The sequence below is a fragment of the Fibrobacter sp. genome, assembly GCF_045112255.1.
Lineage (GTDB): Bacteria > Fibrobacterota > Fibrobacteria > Fibrobacterales > Fibrobacteraceae > Fibrobacter.
Window position 1 is genome coordinate 1 of record NZ_JBGUHR010000018.1, and the last position, 13,815, is coordinate 13,815.

The 13,815-nt window shown below is 49.1% G+C and carries 14 protein-coding genes and 14 tRNA genes; all 28 read left to right on the plus strand.

Annotated elements, in window-relative coordinates:
• Window positions 1–150: 150 nt before the first annotated feature.
• A tRNA-Lys gene (locus ACJMM9_RS01345) sits at window positions 151–223 on the plus strand.
• A gap of 4 nt (window positions 224–227) precedes the next feature.
• A tRNA-Gly gene (locus ACJMM9_RS01350) sits at window positions 228–298 on the plus strand.
• Between the two features lie 9 nt (window positions 299–307).
• Window positions 308–391 (plus strand) — tRNA-Leu (locus tag ACJMM9_RS01355).
• Window positions 392–395: 4 nt separating this feature from the next.
• Window positions 396–469, plus strand: a tRNA-Leu gene (locus tag ACJMM9_RS01360).
• Between the two features lie 26 nt (window positions 470–495).
• Window positions 496–834, plus strand: coding sequence for a hypothetical protein (locus ACJMM9_RS01365; protein ID WP_405323127.1), 339 nt, complete (start codon window positions 496–498; stop codon window positions 832–834).
• 5 nt (window positions 835–839) lie between these two features.
• Window positions 840–912 (plus strand) — tRNA-Arg (locus tag ACJMM9_RS01370).
• A gap of 43 nt (window positions 913–955) precedes the next feature.
• A tRNA-Gln gene (locus ACJMM9_RS01375) sits at window positions 956–1,028 on the plus strand.
• A 6-nt stretch (window positions 1,029–1,034) separates the two neighbouring features.
• Window positions 1,035–1,117, plus strand: a tRNA-Leu gene (locus ACJMM9_RS01380).
• A 17-nt stretch (window positions 1,118–1,134) separates the two neighbouring features.
• Complete coding sequence (locus ACJMM9_RS01385) at window positions 1,135–1,566, plus strand: peptidyl-tRNA hydrolase (protein WP_405323129.1); 432 nt, start codon at window positions 1,135–1,137, stop codon at window positions 1,564–1,566.
• 5 nt (window positions 1,567–1,571) lie between these two features.
• Window positions 1,572–1,644, plus strand: a tRNA-Cys gene (locus ACJMM9_RS01390).
• Between the two features lie 10 nt (window positions 1,645–1,654).
• Window positions 1,655–2,368 carry a shikimate dehydrogenase family protein gene (locus tag ACJMM9_RS01395; protein ID WP_405323131.1) on the plus strand — a complete coding sequence of 238 codons (714 nt, stop codon included), beginning with the start codon at window positions 1,655–1,657 and terminating at the stop codon, window positions 2,366–2,368.
• 114 nt (window positions 2,369–2,482) lie between these two features.
• Window positions 2,483–2,555: transfer RNA gene (locus ACJMM9_RS01400), tRNA-Asn, on the plus strand.
• A 456-nt stretch (window positions 2,556–3,011) separates the two neighbouring features.
• Window positions 3,012–3,087, plus strand: a tRNA-Met gene (locus ACJMM9_RS01405).
• Between the two features lie 1,868 nt (window positions 3,088–4,955).
• Window positions 4,956–6,377: a TROVE domain-containing protein gene (locus ACJMM9_RS01410; protein WP_405323133.1), complete on the plus strand. Its 1,422-nt coding sequence runs from the start codon at window positions 4,956–4,958 to the stop codon at window positions 6,375–6,377.
• Window positions 6,378–6,520: 143 nt separating this feature from the next.
• Window positions 6,521–6,781: a helix-turn-helix domain-containing protein gene (locus tag ACJMM9_RS01415; protein WP_405323135.1), complete on the plus strand. Its 261-nt coding sequence runs from the start codon at window positions 6,521–6,523 to the stop codon at window positions 6,779–6,781.
• Between the two features lie 9 nt (window positions 6,782–6,790).
• Window positions 6,791–7,195 (plus strand): hydrolase, encoded by a 405-nt coding sequence (locus ACJMM9_RS01420; protein ID WP_405323137.1) that lies wholly within the window; start codon window positions 6,791–6,793, stop codon window positions 7,193–7,195.
• A 159-nt stretch (window positions 7,196–7,354) separates the two neighbouring features.
• Window positions 7,355–7,430: transfer RNA gene (locus tag ACJMM9_RS01425), tRNA-Pro, on the plus strand.
• A 216-nt stretch (window positions 7,431–7,646) separates the two neighbouring features.
• Complete coding sequence (locus ACJMM9_RS01430; protein ID WP_405323139.1) at window positions 7,647–8,333, plus strand: hypothetical protein; 687 nt, start codon at window positions 7,647–7,649, stop codon at window positions 8,331–8,333.
• Window positions 8,334–8,525: 192 nt separating this feature from the next.
• Entirely contained in the window at window positions 8,526–8,759 is a 234-nt protein-coding gene (locus tag ACJMM9_RS01435) for a hypothetical protein (RefSeq protein WP_405323141.1), read from the plus strand.
• 496 nt (window positions 8,760–9,255) lie between these two features.
• A tRNA-Ile gene (locus ACJMM9_RS01440) sits at window positions 9,256–9,328 on the plus strand.
• 223 nt (window positions 9,329–9,551) lie between these two features.
• Complete coding sequence (locus tag ACJMM9_RS01445) at window positions 9,552–10,436, plus strand: hypothetical protein (protein ID WP_405323143.1); 885 nt, start codon at window positions 9,552–9,554, stop codon at window positions 10,434–10,436.
• A 2-nt stretch (window positions 10,437–10,438) separates the two neighbouring features.
• Entirely contained in the window at window positions 10,439–11,029 is a 591-nt protein-coding gene (locus ACJMM9_RS01450; RefSeq protein ID WP_405323146.1) for a hypothetical protein, read from the plus strand.
• Window positions 11,029–11,104 (plus strand) — tRNA-Arg (locus ACJMM9_RS01455). Before ACJMM9_RS01450 ends, ACJMM9_RS01455 begins: the two co-directional genes overlap by 1 nt.
• Before the next feature lie 3 nt (window positions 11,105–11,107).
• Window positions 11,108–11,180, plus strand: a tRNA-Arg gene (locus tag ACJMM9_RS01460).
• 29 nt (window positions 11,181–11,209) lie between these two features.
• Complete coding sequence (locus tag ACJMM9_RS01465; protein WP_405323148.1) at window positions 11,210–11,821, plus strand: hypothetical protein; 612 nt, start codon at window positions 11,210–11,212, stop codon at window positions 11,819–11,821.
• Window positions 11,821–12,291, plus strand: a complete 471-nt coding sequence (locus ACJMM9_RS01470) for a hypothetical protein (protein WP_405323150.1) — start codon at window positions 11,821–11,823, stop codon at window positions 12,289–12,291. The genes ACJMM9_RS01465 and ACJMM9_RS01470 overlap by 1 nt, the downstream gene beginning before the upstream one ends.
• Window positions 12,292–12,339: 48 nt before the next feature.
• Window positions 12,340–13,173, plus strand: a complete 834-nt coding sequence (locus tag ACJMM9_RS01475) for a succinylglutamate desuccinylase/aspartoacylase family protein (protein WP_405323152.1) — start codon at window positions 12,340–12,342, stop codon at window positions 13,171–13,173.
• A 24-nt stretch (window positions 13,174–13,197) separates the two neighbouring features.
• On the plus strand, window positions 13,198–13,533 hold the full coding sequence (locus ACJMM9_RS01480) for a hypothetical protein (protein ID WP_405323155.1): 336 nt from the start codon (window positions 13,198–13,200) through the stop codon (window positions 13,531–13,533).
• The last annotated feature ends 282 nt before the right edge of the window (window positions 13,534–13,815 follow it).

Sequence of the window (13,815 nt, forward strand, 5' to 3'; positions counted from 1 at the left end):
CTGGAACTGGAAAGACAATTCGGACTTAAAATCCGAAGCACGTAACGTGCGTATGGGTTCGAGTCCCATATCGCCGATAGGAGATAACTAACATGAAGAAACTTAAACGATTATAAAGGTAGCAACTGCCTATCAGTTGCAAGTCCCTATGCGGGATTGGCGCAGTTGGTAGCGCAATGGACTTTTAATCTATGGGTCGTCAGTTCGAGCCTGACATCCCGCACTATGCACCTATATTGTAGTGGTAACAAGGTGGTCTTCCAAACCGCAATCGCCAGTTCGAATCTGACTAGGTGCTCTAACTTATCGGCATGTGGAGTAATTGGTAGCCTCGCCAGAATCAGAATCTGGTGGTCGAAAGATCGTGAGGGTTCGATTCCCTCTTTGCCGACTATCGCCCGGTGACGGAACTGGCATACGTTTCAGATTCAAAACCTGACTTTTGCGGGTTCGACTCCCGCCTGGGCGACTATATTTTCTAACAAAGGAACTAACATGATAACCGTTTCACAGATCAACGAACTTCGCCAGCAGACACAAGTGAGCATGCTTCTCTGCAAGCAAGCTCTTGAAGCTACTGACGGTGACATGAGCCGAGCCAAGGAATGGCTCCGCAGCAAGGGTAGCGAAGTCGCTGGCGACGGCGGATCGTTCGGATATTCTCTGTTCGATGGCGCTACCGAAACCCGACAAGGTGTTGCCGAAGGTGGAAAGGGTTTCCAATGGACTGATGGCGTAGTATCTATCGACATCCGTGGTTTCGACGGATCGTCTCCGAGAACTCTGTGGGGAAGCGACAGACGCATACTGGTCTGCAGACCAGTCAAGGCGTAACTTCTGCCCACGAAGCTCAACTGGATGAGCTGCGGATTTCTAATCCGCTGGCTGCGAGTTCGACTCTCGTCGTGGGTACTACTTGCAATCAAAACACTATTTGCTATATTTCATTATGTATTGAGCTATGGTGCAATCGGTAGCACATCGGATTTTGATTCCGGTAGTTCTTCGTTCGAGTCGAAGTAGCTCAACTATTCCCGGTCATGGCGGAACTAGGTAGACGCTGGTGCCTTAGGAGCATCTGTCGAAAGACGTGGGGATTCGATTTCCTCTGGCCGGACTATTAAGAGGTTTTCTATGAGACGTTTGTTCATTATCCGCAAGGACTTGGATTTATCTGCTGGCAAGCTTGCGGCGATGGTCGCACACTGCGCCGAAGGCTACTGGACGCGACTTATCGCGAGGAATGCCACCGCTGGAGAACAGTACAGCGTTCAGTTCACTGTCGACAAGGACGTGATGGACGAATACATCAATGGCATATTCAAGAAGACCATCTGCGAGGCGAAGAATCTCAACCACTTGATGAAGGTCAAGGAAGTTGCCGACGGCCTTGGTCTTGTACAAGGTGAAGATTACGACTTCATCGATGACGCATGCTTGACGGAGCTGACTCCGGAAGCTGTCGACGAGAAGGGCAACGGATATTGCCGTGTAGGTGTGTGGTTCAAGCCGTTGTCTGACGAAATCAGCCACACGCTGTCTAAGAAGTATCAACTTTATCATTAAACTATGCTGACGTAGCCAAGTTGGTAAGGCCCGTGGTTGCAACCCACGTATTCGGGAGTTCGAGTCTCTCCGTCAGCTCTAACTACTTATGAAATTTGGATTGATCGGAAAGAACATTGGATACAGCAAGTCCAAGGAACTGTTTGAACAATGGAACCTTGACTACCGAGTTTACGACGTCGACAGTGTCGAACAAGGTCTTGAGCTGGTTATTGACGACAAGCTCGACGGATTCAATGTGACAAAGCCGTTCAAGAAGGACATCATCCAGTATCTTGACGGATTGATGCCCAATGCTGAACGTATTCAGTCGGTGAACTGCGTGAAGGTGTTTGCCGATACGTTGATCGGTGAGAACTTCGATTGCGATGCGTTCCGTAACTCCTTGTGCCATTACATCAGCAACCACGACGCTTGGGAATTCGACTTCCCTCACCGAATGGCGATTCTTGGAAATGGCGGCGTGACGCCTTCGATATTGGCGGCTTTACACGAAGTCGTGGACGGCGTTTCATCCAGTCACGAGATTACGGTATTCGCTAGGACTCCGAAGGACGGTGAAACACCTATTGCCGAGTTCGATGCGAAACGGTTCGACTTGATCGTCAATACGGTTCCGTTCGAGGCTGGTATCGACATCGACTTCAACAACAAGGACAAGTTCATCTATTATGACTTGAACTATGCTGACCGCCGATTGGTCGATAAGGCCGAACTTAACAAGCATTGTTCTTGGTCGCTCGACGGCATGGATATGCTGGAACGGCAAGCTGAAATGGCCAAGAACTGGTGGTTGGCATAAAAAATTACAAAAATTATCCAATACGGGTTGCCAAGGCTGGATTTTATTGCTATATTTTCTGGCACGATGATCCGAGAGATTATCGAGAAGGTTGACATATCGGATGATTCTTATTGTTCCATAGCTCAGTTGGTAGAGTAGCGGACTGTTAATCCGTTCGTCCCTGGTTCGAGTCCAGGTGGAACAGCTATTTAATGCAAGCATTCTCGCCAGAAGTCTAAGACAACTGAAAGGCCACTATAGCTGTGGTGGATTCCGGATGTCGATTCCTAGATGGAATGGCGAAACCCCAGACAGTAATTGTTCGTAGGGACAACGTTATTGTTACGGCACGATGAAATTCATGCTGGCCGGATCCAACTAAACGGATTCGCTGACCGAAGGTAAAGTTCCGACGGATAGCGGGTGATTTACGGTCTGGGTAATTTTAAATTCACACTTGGAAGTAAAAGGTAAAACTTCAACCGCTGCCGACTTCGGGTCGGGTTCCGGAGAGTTGCCAACATCCTAAATTGGTAGTGTGGAGAATGGGGTTCGTTCCGTGCGACAGATTATCGAACTCCTACAAGCACAGAACGTCGCGTAAGGTTCTGTGCGAGGCGCTTTACCGTAGTACGTGACAAAACGGACAAGTTTGATTCGACGCGGGTGAGTGGAACGGAATACCATTCGAGGCTCATAACCTCTGAGATACCGGAGTTCGACTCCCGGACCCGCTACTATTTTTGAGTTTAACGACAACATGGACAAGTGCAAACGCTTGGTGCGACATGTTGTCGGTTGTGTTTCACGGACGGTGATAGAGCTGAGTTACTTCGTATTTTTGGTATACGCCCAACACTTAGTTCGCCCGATGCCTCCGTGTAAGTTTGAAATGTCGCGATGGTGCAATCGAGGGGTCTAAAGCTCGACGCGGCCTACTAAACGCCGAAGTTACTACATACGGCGATGGCATGTGGGAAAGCACACTCTGCATCTTCCCTGGTAGTAAGCAGAGAGATTGCGGTTCGAGTCCCAGTCACGACATCAAAATGCGATGAACGGTGGTTACGTAGCAACGCCTAGTAGTTGGGACTCCGTAGCGCATAGCGGACGTTAAAATAAAGAGTGCGCAGCCTTTTGTTAAGAACTAAAAATCGTGCTGAGGCGGCTGTACGACAGAGCCGGGTGAATCATGATCATCTATGCACGATACCGAGGGGATAGAGAGATTAGGGATCCGTCAACCGAGTACGTATAGGCCGGATACGCTCGAAACAGGTCAAAGCAATTTACTGTCGTACGCATTTTATGAAACTCACTGAACCAGGTTTTCGAGGGAACGTTTAACCGCTGGGCACCTAGACCAGCTAGGTGAGTGCCACCGCCGATGGTGTATACGTATCACCGATGGTTTATCTGGTTGCTAAAGAAACGTCCCGCCCATTATGGAGTCGCTGCCCAAAGCAGCGTGGGGCGCGTAAGCGCCGTCTGGTGTGAATGACGTTAAAGACACACTATTCCCCTAGAGGGCAATCGACAATGGGTCTGGTCGTAAAAGAGCTGCCCCGTACGTCTCCCTCAGTATCGTTAAGGGAGACACACCTTTAAAAGCTGGCGTTACTAGTGCGCATCGTAGCTCCCTGCATTGGTAGAAGCGACATCGGAGTAAAATCCGTGAGCTGACGTGCAAACTGTGCGTCCCAACAACGAGCGGCCTAATCGTAGGTGTAGGATAAGTTCTCGGATCTTAGGGAGATCTAAAACCGAGGCCAAGTTTTTATGAGTTTTGGATACCAGTGACAGTATACGGTTACTTCGGATAATGATGTGGTTCGACTCCATGGGGCGCAAGCCCATGCCGCGTGGGCGGCAGAATCCGTATGCGACAATTCTGTATCCTAAAAAGTTTGACGGACAGTGATAGAATAGAGTTTCATCGTACGCATAAACGAAGAACGTTGGTTCGAATCCAGCCGTCGGTATAAGTTCAAAATTACTCCGACGTCGTCTAGTGGTCTAGGATCTTAAAAAAGCTTTGTTCGGCTTATTCTTCCGTCTTTTTTGATTTTTGAAATGTACTTAAACAATATCTAGCGGTGACAGATTAGAGTTTCATCGACTGTTAATCGAGAGGTTGTTGGTTCGAGTCCAATCGTGCTAGCTAGCCTAGCATGTAGCTCAATCGGTAGAGCGCTAAAAAAAGCTTTAGTCGCCTATTCCCTAGATATTATTTAAGTATATTTTCTGTGAAGTTTGAACCAGCAGTGATAGGATAGGGATACTTCGCAATAGGTGCCGTGGGTCGTCGGTTCAAATCCGGCTTCGCCGCCTAGCTTTTTATGCGGCGGATAGCTCAGTCTGGTAGAGCAACGATCAAATCTCTCTGTTCGCCCATTCTCTGGTTCTTTTAATTTTCTGGTTTAGCCATATAGACTAGTGAACGATATGGTGAAACCAGCACACCTAACACTGACGACAACGTGACCTTCAGGGATTTGATCACCCAATGATGTGGTCGCCAACCAGTTAATTTAGCGGGGTACGAAAGTTACCGTGAAAACGTTAGGGAAAGTGTTTAACTACAACTAAAAACAAGGAAGACAACATGTCAAAGTTAAATCCGTCCACAAAGGGCAATTCAATGGACACTACTGTCCGTTTGGCTGGCGGGACCGGTGCTTATGCTGCGAAGTCGTCCAACATCGACACGCTTCGCCGTCTCGTACTCGCCAACTTACTCTGGGAAGACATTGCTTACGCCGATGGCGAATCAGTGTCCGAAGAAATCTCCAGCCTCATACCGAAGTGTGATGCTGTGGAAGTCGCAAAGCTTGCGGTAGAATGCCGTGAGAAGCAGAAGTTGCGTCATACGCCGTTGTTCATCGCAGCGGAAATGACGAAGTACGCAACGCATAAGGTTTACGTGAAGGATATCCTTCCGAGGATCATCACTCGCGCCGACATGCTCTGTGATTTCCTTGCGATTTATTGGAAGGACAAGAAGCACCCGCTTGCAAATTGCGTGAAGCGTGGTCTTGCCGAAGCGTTCCATAACTTCGACGAATACCAGTTCGCCAAGTATGACCGTGACGCAGTGATCAAGCTCCGCGACGTGCTCCGCATGGTGCATCCGACTCCGCGCAACGAAGACGAAGCCGCATTGTTCAAGCGCATCAAGGAACGCTCCTTGAAGACGCCGGATACTTGGGAAGTCGCGATTTCCTCTGTGTCCGCAGACAAGAAGGCTGACGAATGGACTCGACTCATCCAAGAAAAGCGTCTCGGTGGTCTTGCGTTCTTGCGCAACATGGCTAACTTTGTGAACAACAAGGTGAAGCGCAGTGTTGTTGAGGAAGGTTTGAAGAACCTCAAGGGAAGCATGCTCTTGCCGCTCGACTATATCAAGGCTGCGAAGATGGCTGAAGGCTATACTCGCGAAATCGAAGACGCGATGATCTCGTCCTACAAGCACTTGCCGAAGCTGCCGGGTAAGACCTTGTTCATCTTGGACAGGTCTGGTTCCATGGGCCGTGCGATCTCCAGCAAGAGCAATTTCACTCGTCTGGACGTTGCTTGCGCGATGGCTATGTTGGCATCGAACGTGTGTGAAGACTTCAGCTTGGTCGTAACCGCTGGTGACGACTGGACTAAGGTTCACTCGTCGGTCGCTGTCGACTGTCCGCCGCGTGGTTTCTCCATGACTCAAGTGGTCGACCGTTGCAATGTCGGCGGTGGTGGTATCTTCACTCGCCAGGTGCTTGAATGGTCTCGCAACCACTTCAAGAACGACGAGTTCGACCGTATCATCGTGTTCTCGGACTCTCAGGACTGCGATCTGCCGTCTAGGCAGACTCCGAAGCCGTTCGGTAAGTACAACTACATCTGCGACGTAAGCGCAGAGAAGCACGGCATCAACTACCGTGGAGTTTGGACTGCCGAAATCTCCGGCTGGTCGGAACACTTCTTGACCTATATCGCAGCGTTCGAAGGACTTGAAAACAAGTTCGAGAGCGAGCCGATGAACTAAGGTTGTGTAGGGGGCCATGTCGTTGTGCGTATGGCCTTAAATGAGGGAACGACGGCGGGGCCGTGAGCAGACGTGCTCGTAAGCGGATACCCAACGCCCAGATGAAAACCCTACTTCTTTTAACCATCAAACAAGGAACCATCATGTCCAATAAATCAACAGATACTCTCAAGCAGACCGATAAGATGACTCAGCGGTCGATGATCTTGAAGGCTCTAAAGGCTGGCCGTACGCTTACATGGCTCGACGCCGTGAACGACTTCGGCTGTTCTAAGCTATCCACTCGCATCGGCGAAATGGTGAAGGCTGGCATGGTCAAGGTGAAGCGTGGTTGGATGACCACCAACACTGGCAAGACCGTCCGCACTTACAAGATCGATCGTTCTCGCAAGAAGGACTCCTAGAGGTTGCCGATGCCTAAAGTCATAGCAGTAGACTTCGACTCTACAATAGCGTTCGACGCATGGCCACGGATAACCGATAAAACCACGGTGAACTCGGCGGTCGTCAACTGGATCAAGAAGCGCCAGAAAATGGGCGACAAGGTGATCCTCTGGACATGCCGCGAGAACTACGGTGGCGTAAAGTTTCCGGATCACGAGTATAGGAATGACGCACTGTTGTTCTGCACTCGTAATCAGATATTCTTCCATAATGTCAACGCGAGTGACGGAGAGGTCGGTTTCGAGGAAGGCAAGTATGGTCGCAAGATCATGGCTGATGCCTACATCGACGATCGTTCTGTTCCGTGTGGCCGAAGCCAGTTCTGGTGGAAGGTCTATCTGTGGCTTATGGACAGAAAGCTTGCAAAGATGTAGTGTTTGGGTATCCAGAAAACTACGCGCTTCTACCTCAGCGTAGCCAGTATGGTCGTCCGGGAAGAAAGCTCCTCAAGATACCGGATGTAAAGACAAAATCTCTTCTGGGATGTCTATAAATGCCGTTTATGGTTTGGGCGGCGAACCAGTGAGGGTCAACGGGGTATGGGCTAATTGGTAAGCCGCTAGCTTTGGGAGCTAGTATTTACTGTGGGTTCGAGTCCCGCTACCCCGACTACGAGGGACAGAAGGCGTCTACCTTTTGGTAATGTTTCATCGCATTACCTTACCTCATGAATTTTGAAAACATATAAACTTGTTTTGCCTAGAGGAATTAGACGGTTCCTCAGTAAACTAAAGGTAAAACAAGATGAATAATATATGTGAAAACTGCGGATGCAGTCATGACGGTTCGTATGGATCTGGACGGTTTTGCTCAAAACGCTGTAGGATGTCATACATTAGTCAACAAAATAGTAATCGCTACATTCCTCATAATACTGGTCGAACTTGTTTTAAAGCTAAGGGCGGCTGGATCTGCAATCATTGTGGGTTAGAATTTCGTACAAAACGAGATAAAGAACAGCATGTACGTGAAATTCATTATGGCTGCGATAGTAAATTAACGCATGCTTGGAATTATGGATTAACTAAACAGACTAGTCCCATTATTGCTGCTGCGGCAGAGAAACGTTCAGATGATATTAAGAGTGGTAAGCAAATTGCGCCTGGGTTATTATTTGAATGGACTGCGGAACGTAGACAGCAACAAAGTGAACGCAAAAAGCAATTATATCAAGCGCACCCAGAAAAACATCCAAATAGAAAATGCGCTGGCAATCGACTTCGGATGACATATCCGGAACAAGTTACCTATGATTTATTGATTGCTTATGGATATACAGTTATACATAATTATCATTATGTAACTGATGCGTTTAATCGCTATATTGATTTTTATGTACCAGCGTTACATCTTTTTATCGAAGTCGACGGCGAACGGTGGCATCAAGATAGTAACGTCGATGCGGACAAAGATGTTGATGCTAACTTACATGGATATATAACGTTGAGAATAAAGCCTAAATTAGGTATATGTAATCAAGTTAATGCGTTTTTTGAAGAAACTCGATATTAAAATAATCTGCAGCGGTTCAATCAAAGCATTGTGAGTGAACTCCACCTCTTCCATTCGTGAGAATGACCTGCGTGTAACATAAAATGATGCTTGCGGAGTGAACACTAAAGAGCATGTGTATGGGGGCCGCTGACTACTGCAAAGTCCGGAATATGCAGTCAGAAAACTCCGCACCAATTTTGTGAGGTGTCTATGGTCGAAATCGAAGAATTGTCGCATGAAGAACTTCAGCGCATAGTTTCAGAAGCTGGCGCTGAAGCCGTCAAGAAGGCATTCGCGGCTGGCGTACCAGTTTGCGGATCCGAAGGCGACAAGATTTTCAAGTACTTTCCAGACGGAACCAAGAAGGTCATCGGAAAGATCGAACATCCGACGGTGCCTATAGACATCCATCAGCTTGTGGGTTCGCAGCTGCCAGTGAAATAACTGGGTATATACAGTACGGAACCGACACCGTATCCATGACTGCGGTTAACGTCATGGTCTGCACGAAAGCCACGCAATCGGTGGCGACTAATGCACCGTTTCCGTGCTGACGGGTTAGGGCACGGCATGTCGTTACGGAGCAGCGGCGTAGTGTCCAGTGGACGCTCCGGCAGTGATTGGAAAGCGCTGTGGCGAGTGAAGAATTTGCCGAACTGGAAGTGATTACCCAGAGTGATTCCCGCCGAGAGGGCTTGCGCAAATCTCGGCGAACAAGTTTGAAAAGCGTCGATCGTAAGCGGAAGAAGATCCGTTAGACTCGGAGCAGCGTATAGGTTTCCGCAACGTGATAGTTCTGCGACAGAATATCCGCCTGTATCGACGTAGATGGCTAACCGATTTCGTTCGGGAATGTTGGATGCATGGTTGATGATGTTCGGTAGGCCATGCGACTGTAAAGCAATAACCGACTGCTATACGTCGGACGCCGATTCCTTTTGGACGGACAGCTCGATGGTGCGAGCAGCGGACTCATAACCCGTCGGTTGCCAGTTCGACCCTGGCTCCGTCCAGTATCAAAGTTTAAACCGAGCTGACTGCATCCCATGATGTTTGATGTGGGAGACTGCTAGGCGAGTGGGTGTGCTGGTGGCCACTGGACATACCCTTTTCCGAGAGCAAGATATAACAAGTCGACCAGAGAAACTTGCCATTCGTCGTACAAGCATACTCATTAGTGTTGAGCGTGTGACGGAGCAGCGATCAGCTCGGTCGTTTTTTATTATGAGGTAGAACATGTCATCGAGAAAACAAACCCAAGAAGAGATCAAGGCTCTTGAGTCCAAGATAAAGAAATTGAAGTCGCAGATGAAAGAGTACGACGACGCCGACCTCGACGAATTTGCTAAATCGTTGAATGGCGCATTGATGTTCTGCGAAGACGAATACTTCATCAATGTCCGTGTGACAAGAGACGGTGACATGGTCAAATTCAAATCCGACTGGCTTGTCATTAACCGTCCTTTCAGCTTGCCACAAGTGGCCAAGCGCAATCCGTATGGATGCGCCAACGGAACCTACACTGATGCGAAAGAAGTCTTGGATATGGTTAAAAAGGGCGAGATGCGAGTCATCAGCGACCCGAAAGAAATCAAGGAAGTTATTGACAAGAGCATCTATGGCTATGACCTTGCAGACAATGCTATCCGCATATCCATGTTGTGCCAAAAGCCGTCGATTGGCGGAAAGCTTACCCAAGTGACTCCGCAGAACGCGGCGGAAAAATTGCTTAGCCTCAACGGAACGCTGTACCATAAAAAAGATAAGTGGAACGATCGATATACGTTCTTCCGTGTACTCGACGTCGGAGATGGCAGTGTAGTTATCAAGTCGTATTATATTGAATTCAGCCGCCGTGAAAAGGATTCCAGCGACTTGCCTGACGCGAGTTTCAGCGCTGTGCTCAATGTCCGTGTCAGCCCGATTGACAAGCGGAATAATGGCTTAGACAAGGAGCTTAAATCAGCCATCAAGTGGGTCAATAACGAGATCGATGATGCTACCCCAGTGAATTGGGATGAGCTTACCGAACGAATGTCCGACATACGAAAGCACGAAATCAACGATAGGCTCTATGCGACTAACGGACTTATCAAACTGATTACCCAAAAGAGGAAATAACCATGTTTACTGTACGACCGACCGTATTCGAGACGAACTCCAGTTCGGAACATTGTTTGACCGTCGAAGACGGCATGCGCGATATCGAGGAATTTCCGATTCCGGATGATACTGGTAAGGTACACATTCCGCTGATCGGAAACGCCGACGACTTGACTGAAACGAAGGACTTCGTGTCCTTGGTTCAGTACGTTGTCCTTGCGTCGCTCAAGGGTAATGGATACGAGAACTTGTTCCGTATGAGTGAGGAAGACCTTCACAAGCTTCATTACTTGATTACGACGGCGTACAAGATGGCTGGCATTATGGGTGTTGACGAGATTTCGTTCGAGCCGCCTAACAAGGACTATCTCGGCGTCGAACTGTGCGGAAATACCCTATCTCTGTGGGGTGGCTGCTATACGGATCTGTCTACTATGGAATGGGGCATAGATGATGTGATCAGCCGACTTGCTTGGGCTGTGAGGGACAGCAACGTTGCTCTCAGACTGGCCACGCCGTACCTGGCAAATTATATGGGCGAAAGCAAGAAGATCAACTACGCTGCGGCAGCGCTCGCCATGCGCACACACGGCCACTTTCAAGACTGTTAGCGTCCGTAGCTCAATGGACTAGAGCGTCGCTCTCCGAAGGCGAAGGTTTTGCCAGTTCGACCCTGGCCGGACGCATTTGTCCACGTCGTCAAGCTGGAATGGCCTCGCTCTCCTAAAGCGATGTTCGCTGGTTCGACTCCAGCCGTGGATACTACAAACAAACCAAAAGGACACAAACCAATGATTACTGTAAGAAACCAAGTTTTTGAAACAAATTCAAGTAGCTGCCATTCGGTCACGCTGGGTACTGAACTCAGACCGATCGAAGAATTCCCGATGCCTGACAAGGATGGCGTCATCCAGATTGAACTGCCGTTTACCGAGGAATGGTATAACGGCTTCAAGACATTCAATGACTACTTGATCCTCGCGCTCATGTATATCAACGGCGGCGAAAAGCTGACTGGTTGGAACTGGTCTCCGAACGGAGACGACCAAGTCGACTTGCTTCGCTGGATCAACATCGTCTACTCCATGCGCGGTCTTCCGCACGTCAACAGTATCAAGTTGGTCTGGACTGGCTTTGTAGAATTCAAGGAAGACGGTTCTGGTATTAGCTGCGGCGACACCGACCAGACATACTATTCGATCAGCTCGTTGCAGAGTGGTTATGGTCTTGAAGAATTCTTGCGCTCAATGGCACAAGAAGTCGGCCCAGACTCCAAGCTGCCGGGTATCGAAAAGATCATGGAACCCATCAAGGAAGAAGATTACAATGCGAATGTGGCGATGTACAACGCGGCTGTCGCGGCCATATACAACACCACTAGCTGCATCTGCGAGGATCACTAATGCGTACTATACGAATGAACGTATTCGAAACCAATTCGAGCTCGTGCCACGTCATGACCGTCATGAACGAGGAACAGCTCGCACAGTTCGACAAGAAGTGGAACGAACGGCGTAATGTCTATCCGTGCCGCCGTCTCCGTCGAGCCGATTCCGACAGCAACGAAGCTGGTCTGTACGAACTCATCGACGACGACACCTTCTTTGCCGAAATGTATCCGAGGTTTGAACAAGTTGCAAAGACCATCGACAAGGATACTGCACGAAAGATTATGGACATGCTGTTCATGGAAAAGTCCGATGACGACATCTTGAAGGAATTTCCTACGGTCAACAAGGAAGAACTCCAGATGTACGACTGGACTTACGTTCGCGGCAGCAGTGAAACCGTGAACTTCTGCGAATCGTATGTCGAAGGACAGATTTCGGCTGGCAACGGAAAGTTTGCCGTACTCATTTCGATGGCTTGCTAAATAAACTCATTTTTGCTATATTTAGCAAGCACTCAAATCGGAGTTACTATGAAATACTTGTTACTATGTGGAGTCCATGGCGACGAACAGAATGCCGTTCTCTCCACTATCAAGACGTTCAACAGCATCAAGCAAGAGAATCACGAGTCAATCCAGATCGACTGCTTGGTTGTGAATACGCCAGCGTTACGCGCATGTCAGCGTGAAGTTCCGGAGAAGCCAGGTGCTACGATGGACATGAACCGCATGTACGGAACCGAACAAGATTTCAAGCCTGATGAAGCAGTATCGACTATCAAGCAGAAGATTATGGAAAGCGATGTCGTCATCGACGTACACAACTCTTATGCTTGCGCCAACAGCATCTTGATTTCCAACAGCGACTACGCGGAAGACTATGTGAAGTTTGCCACCGAAATGGACATCTGCTACATCGTCACCGAGTCCGCTACGAATACCGCCAAGAAGTTTGCGATTGAGGCTGGCAAGGTCGGCATCACCGTTGAACTCGGCGGTATGGGTTACGGCCCGGAATTCAAGACTGTCATCGACAAGGATATGCAGTTCATTCACCGACTGATCATGTCTCTCGAAGTGTACGCCCAGCGTGGCGGAAAGTTCGAGAAGAAGGCTCCGCTGGTTCAGAACTGTATCGTCCGTTCGATCTATGCCCACACTGAGGGCATCATGGACTACACGAAGGAACTCGGTGATACGTTCCGTTCCGGAGAAGTGATCGGCTGTATCTATTCTCCGTCTGGCGTCATCGTCGAGAAGGTCGTGGCTCCGTTCGACGGATGGGTTGCCGATGCTATGCCCAAGATTTGGGTAGAACCGGGCGACGTGATCTGCGACTTGCAGCCACGCGCTGGACGCATCTGATAAACTGCATCAAAAGGATTTACAATGGAACTCGCCGCGTTTGCAATCTGGAAGTTTCGCAACATTGAAGGTTTCCTTCAAGGGATGCATTCGTCCGATGTCGACGTTACGAGGTATGTCGAACCTATCACGAAGCTTGTAAGCTGGATCCGTTATGACATCAAGGCAGAAACTGCAGTGATCGAGCGGACTACCAAGAAAAATTCGATCTGGTCTATGACTGGCGGCGACGCCGTCACGGAGAGAGTCGAGTGCAAGTTCAGTGAACTCGTTGGGAAGCTCAAGGAATTGGGGATGTATGTCGAACGTGCCGAGCACGATAGGCATCGCCTCGCTGGGCCTCAGAAGGAGGATGCGTGATGGGTAGCGAAGTTTAGCTCCTAGTGGGCAAACGGAAACAATCGTGGGGGCTCGCAACGACGAAAGTCGACGAGGACAAGGGATCAAGCCGATTTCCTAACCCTGAAAAGGGCTGAATGGTGCCTCTGCTCGAAAGAGCTCTGTGTATCGGATCTGTATGCTGAGATAGCGCATATTACGGTTCCCGGCGGTGAGGCCACGACACTGCGCTCGGCAGTGAAACTATACGGACAGTTGGATACTGTCCAGAATGGAAGGCGAGAGCTGGACACCGAGCAATAT

What these genes read in the sequence shown, in the direction of transcription:
- ACJMM9_RS01365 (WP_405323127.1), top strand. Translation starts at nt 496, where the DNA reads ATGATAACCGTTTCACAGATCAACGAACTTCGCCAGCAGACACAAGTG.
- ACJMM9_RS01385 (WP_405323129.1), top strand. Translation starts at nt 1,135, where the DNA reads ATGAGACGTTTGTTCATTATCCGCAAGGACTTGGATTTATCTGCTGGC.
- ACJMM9_RS01395 (WP_405323131.1), top strand. Translation starts at nt 1,655, where the DNA reads ATGAAATTTGGATTGATCGGAAAGAACATTGGATACAGCAAGTCCAAG.
- ACJMM9_RS01410 (WP_405323133.1), top strand. Translation starts at nt 4,956, where the DNA reads ATGTCAAAGTTAAATCCGTCCACAAAGGGCAATTCAATGGACACTACT.
- ACJMM9_RS01415 (WP_405323135.1), top strand. Translation starts at nt 6,521, where the DNA reads ATGTCCAATAAATCAACAGATACTCTCAAGCAGACCGATAAGATGACT.
- ACJMM9_RS01420 (WP_405323137.1), top strand. Translation starts at nt 6,791, where the DNA reads ATGCCTAAAGTCATAGCAGTAGACTTCGACTCTACAATAGCGTTCGAC.
- ACJMM9_RS01430 (WP_405323139.1), top strand. Translation starts at nt 7,647, where the DNA reads ATGTCATACATTAGTCAACAAAATAGTAATCGCTACATTCCTCATAAT.
- ACJMM9_RS01435 (WP_405323141.1), top strand. Translation starts at nt 8,526, where the DNA reads ATGGTCGAAATCGAAGAATTGTCGCATGAAGAACTTCAGCGCATAGTT.
- ACJMM9_RS01445 (WP_405323143.1), top strand. Translation starts at nt 9,552, where the DNA reads ATGTCATCGAGAAAACAAACCCAAGAAGAGATCAAGGCTCTTGAGTCC.
- ACJMM9_RS01450 (WP_405323146.1), top strand. Translation starts at nt 10,439, where the DNA reads ATGTTTACTGTACGACCGACCGTATTCGAGACGAACTCCAGTTCGGAA.
- ACJMM9_RS01465 (WP_405323148.1), top strand. Translation starts at nt 11,210, where the DNA reads ATGATTACTGTAAGAAACCAAGTTTTTGAAACAAATTCAAGTAGCTGC.
- ACJMM9_RS01470 (WP_405323150.1), top strand. Translation starts at nt 11,821, where the DNA reads ATGCGTACTATACGAATGAACGTATTCGAAACCAATTCGAGCTCGTGC.
- ACJMM9_RS01475 (WP_405323152.1), top strand. Translation starts at nt 12,340, where the DNA reads ATGAAATACTTGTTACTATGTGGAGTCCATGGCGACGAACAGAATGCC.
- ACJMM9_RS01480 (WP_405323155.1), top strand. Translation starts at nt 13,198, where the DNA reads ATGGAACTCGCCGCGTTTGCAATCTGGAAGTTTCGCAACATTGAAGGT.